Origin of the sequence: Sphingomonas sp., assembly GCF_035758555.1 — a bacterium.
Classification (GTDB): domain Bacteria; phylum Pseudomonadota; class Alphaproteobacteria; order Sphingomonadales; family Sphingomonadaceae; genus Sphingomonas_B.
The window spans coordinates 1-3,726 of record NZ_DASTXI010000075.1 but is presented as its reverse complement, the minus strand read 5'-3'; the positions used below and the strand labels follow the sequence as shown (position 1 = coordinate 3,726).

The 3,726-nt window shown below is 68.9% G+C and carries 5 protein-coding genes; 3 read left to right on the top strand and 2 right to left on the bottom strand.

Annotated elements, in window-relative coordinates; translation table 11 throughout:
- Window positions 1-130: 130 nt before the first annotated feature.
- Both bla and VFT73_RS04780 read left to right on the top strand, forming a co-directional pair.
- Window positions 131-973, top strand: coding sequence for a subclass B3 metallo-beta-lactamase (bla, locus tag VFT73_RS04785; protein ID WP_326409022.1), 843 nt, complete (start codon window positions 131-133; stop codon window positions 971-973).
- A complete protein-coding gene (locus VFT73_RS04780; protein WP_326409021.1) occupies window positions 970-1,839 on the top strand; it encodes a LysR family transcriptional regulator in 870 nt (289 codons plus the stop codon). Before bla ends, VFT73_RS04780 begins: the two co-directional genes overlap by 4 nt.
- On the opposite strand, the gene VFT73_RS04775 is transcribed toward VFT73_RS04780, so the two are convergent.
- Together VFT73_RS04775 and VFT73_RS04770 are read right to left on the bottom strand one after the other, a co-directional pair.
- Window positions 1,829-2,341 carry an alpha-ketoglutarate-dependent dioxygenase AlkB gene (locus VFT73_RS04775; protein WP_326409023.1) on the bottom strand — a complete coding sequence of 171 codons (513 nt, stop codon included), beginning with the start codon at window positions 2,339-2,341 and terminating at the stop codon, window positions 1,829-1,831. The two genes, VFT73_RS04780 and VFT73_RS04775, sit on opposite strands and share 11 nt — an antisense overlap.
- 44 nt (window positions 2,342-2,385) lie before the next feature.
- Window positions 2,386-2,544, bottom strand: a complete 159-nt coding sequence (locus VFT73_RS04770; RefSeq protein WP_326409020.1) for a hypothetical protein — start codon at window positions 2,542-2,544, stop codon at window positions 2,386-2,388.
- A 189-nt stretch (window positions 2,545-2,733) separates the two neighbouring features.
- On the opposite strand from VFT73_RS04770, the gene VFT73_RS04765 reads away from it, so the two are divergent.
- On the top strand, window positions 2,734-3,726 hold a 993-nt coding region (locus tag VFT73_RS04765), incomplete at its 3' end, for a DEAD/DEAH box helicase (RefSeq protein WP_326409019.1).

Sequence of the window (3,726 nt, the reverse complement as noted above, 5' to 3'; positions counted from 1 at the left end):
GTGGTCGGCCTGGTCGCCGGCGGTATCATTGCCGGCGCGCTGCACCTGATCCCGCGCAAGGGGCATGACTAAAGGCAGCGCTTAGGATTTCTGGTTTGCGAGCCGGCCGCGCGCCGGCGAAGATCGCGGCATGCTCGCAGTCGCCCTTCTCGCACTCGCCGCCTCGCGCCCCCTCTCGCCCGATGAGGTCCGCTGGAACGCGCCGGCCGCGCCGTTCCGCATCGCGGACAACCTCTATTATGTCGGGACGGCCGATCTCGCCTCGTATCTGGTCGTCGATCCGGAAGGCATGATCCTGCTGGATGGCGGGCTGGAGGCGAGCGCTCCCTTGATCCTCGACAATATCCGCACGCTTGGCTTCGACCCGAAGCGCGTGCGCTATCTGATCAACAGCCAGGCCCATAATGATCACGCCGGCGGCCTCGCGGCCCTGAAGGAAGCGACGGGTGCCGAGCTGCTCGCTGCGCCGGCCGATGCGGAACTGCTGGAACGGGGCGGCAGCGGCGACCCGCAATGGGGAGACCAGCTGACCTATCCGCCGGTCAAGGTCGATGCACGCCTGCACGATGGCGCCGAGTTGAAGCTGGGCGCAGTCCGGATGACCGCGCACCTGACGCCCGGCCATACGCCCGGCTGCACCAGCTGGACGATACCCGTGCAGGTCGATGGACGCGGCGTCGACGCCCTGTTCGTCTGCGGCGCGACTGCGCCCGGCTACAAGCTCAAGGGCAACCCGGCCTATCCCTCGATCATGGACGATTTCCGCCGCTCCTTCGCGACATGGCGCAACCTGCCCTGCGACCTCTTCCTCGGCGCGCATGGCAGCTATTTCGGAATGGCGGAGAAGCGCGCGCGGATGGCGCCGGGGCGGCCCAATCCGTTCGTCGATCCGAAAGGCTGCCGCGCCTTCCTGAATGCGGCCGAGCAAAGGATCGAGGCACAGGGCGCAAAGGAGGCTATGCAGGGCGGATGATCCGGCCATACCTGCCGCTCAACAATCTGCGCGCATTCGAGGCAGCGGCGCGGCACCTGAGCTTCACCAATGCCGCGATCGAGTTGCGCGTCACCCCCGCGGCGCTCAGCCAGCAAGTGAAGGCGCTGGAAGACCGGCTCGGCTTTCCGCTGTTCAGCCGGCTGCCGCGCGGGCTGGCGTTGACCGACGAAGGGCGGGCGATGCTGCCGGTGCTCACGCGCTCGTTCGACGAGATCGCGCTGCTGCTCGAACGGCTGGCCGGCAGCACAGAGGCCGTGCTGAGCGTCGGCGTGGTCGGCACCTTCGCGGTCGCCTGGCTGCTGCCCCGGCTCGACGGCTTCCGTGCCGCCCATCCGGAGATCGACGTCCGCGTCTCGACCAACAACAACCGCGTCGACATTGCCGAGGAAGGCCTGGATTTCGCGATCCGCTTCGGCGACGGAGCCTGGCACGGCACCGAGGCCGAGCGGGTGATGGCGGCGCCGGTGTCGCCGCTCTGCGCGCCGGCGATCGCCGCGCGCCTGTCGAAGCCGGAGGATTTGCTCGGCGAGACGCTGCTCCGGTCCTACCGCGTGGACGACTGGGCTTGCTGGTTCGCCGCCGCGGGACTGAAAGCGCCGGTGCTGCGCGGGCCGATGTTCGATTCCTCGCAGCTGATGGCCGATGCGGCGATCGAAGGACTGGGCGTCGCGCTTGTCCCGCACGGCCTGTTTGCGGCCGAGCTGGATGGCGGCCGGCTGGTGCGGCCGTTCGCGATCGAGGCCGATATCGGCGCCTATTGGCTGAGCCGGCTCAAGTCGAAGCCGCTGTCGCCGGAAATGGAAGCCTTCCGCGCCTGGCTGTTGGCGGAGATCGCTAGCGCCTGAGGCTGCGGAAGGTCACCGACCAGCGCGTTTCCTCGATCGGCACGATGCTGTGTTCCCAGCCGTGCCGCGCCTCGCCGGAGAGATGGTAGGCCGCACGCGGCGGCAGCGGCAGCGACCGGCGGTCGAAGCCCCGTTCGCTGCGCCGGCGGAAACGCATCGTCGCACCAGCGCCCAGCGAGACGCCGACGACATGTTCGAACACCGGCCGGTCGCGGTGCCAGCCGATGCCGGCGCCGGGATCGTAGCGGATCAGCAGCGCATGGGAGAGATCGCCGGGTGCGAGGCGCGCAAAACCGGCGGCGCGCGCCTGGAGCGGCTTCAGCCAGTCCGGGATCGGCTCGCTTTCGGCAAAGCGCGCGCGGTCGAAATCATAGGTCCAGCCATAGGAATGGGTCAGCCGCTTGCCGGTCCAGCCCTGGAAGCGGAACGGCGACAGTGGCGCGGCGTCGATCGCAGCGATCAGCGCCTGTTCTTCGTCGGCTGCGATGAAATCCTCGGCCATCGCGAGGCCCGGCAGCACCGGCTCCTCGAACAGATCCGCGGGTCCTAAAGACGGAACTCGACGCCTTCGCGGAGCCGCCGTTCCAGCGCTTTCTTCATCGGCGCGACATCGGCCACGGGAGCCGGACTCGTCCGGGCCAGCAGCACGGCAAACAGCGTCGCCAGCGCGATGAAGACGATGAGAACGAGCGAGATCCAGACCATGAGCTTCTCCCGGCCGCACCATCGCTTGATACACGCGTTGGTTCCGCCGGCTGTGCTAAACGGCACAGACAGTGCGGCAAGACCGATAGGTGGTTAACCCGGCTCGCCGAGTCGCAATCGTCCCTTGCGACGAATTCGACCGGCTGCACGTCTAGGTTTCGGCCGGCGCGCCCCCATCTATGCGCCTTCATGTCCTTTCCCGATCTCCCCCGGCCGCTCGCCGAGGCGCTCAGTGCGCGCGGCTATCAAACTCCCACGCCTGTTCAGGCCGCCGTCCTGGAAGATGGCGCGCGCGGACGCGATCTGATCGTCTCGGCGCAGACCGGCTCAGGCAAGACGGTCGCTTTCGGTCTCGCCATGGCGCCGGAGCTGCTGGACGCAGAAGGCAGCGCCAGGCGGCCCGGCGCCCCGCTGGCGCTGGTGATTGCGCCGACGCGCGAGCTGGCGCTGCAGGTCAGCCGCGAGCTGATCTGGCTCTACGGCAAGGCCGGCGCGCGGATCGCCACCTGCGTGGGCGGCATGGACGCATCGAAGGAGCGCCGTGCCTTGTCGCACGGCGCGCAGATCGTCGTCGGCACGCCGGGGCGGCTGCGCGACCATCTCGAACGGGGCGCGCTGGAGCTGTCCGGCCTGCGCGTTGCGGTGCTCGACGAAGCCGACGAGATGCTCGACATGGGCTTTCGCGAAGACCTCGAGCAAATCCTCGACGCGACGCCGGCCGAACGCCGCACGCTGCTGTTTTCGGCGACGATGCCGAAGCCGATCGTCGCGCTTGCCAAACGCTACCAGCGCGATGCGCTGCGCATCTCGACCGTCGGCGAGGACCGCGGGCATGGCGACATCGAGTATCAGGCGCTGGCCGTCGCGCCGCCGGATATCGAGCATGCCGTCGTCAACCTGCTGCGCCTGCACGAAGCGGAGACCGCGATGCTGTTCTGCGCGACGCGCGAGAATGTGCGGCATCTGCACGCGATGCTGGTCGAACGCGGGTTCGCGGCGGTGGCGCTGTCGGGCGAGCACAGCCAGAACGAGCGCAACGCGGCGCTTCAGGCGCTCCGCGACCGGCGCGCGCGGGTGTGCGTCGCGACCGACGTCGCCGCGCGCGGCATCGACCTGCCGAGCCTCAGCCTCGTCATCCATGTCGAGTTGCCGCGCGATGCCGAGACGCTGCAGCACCGATCC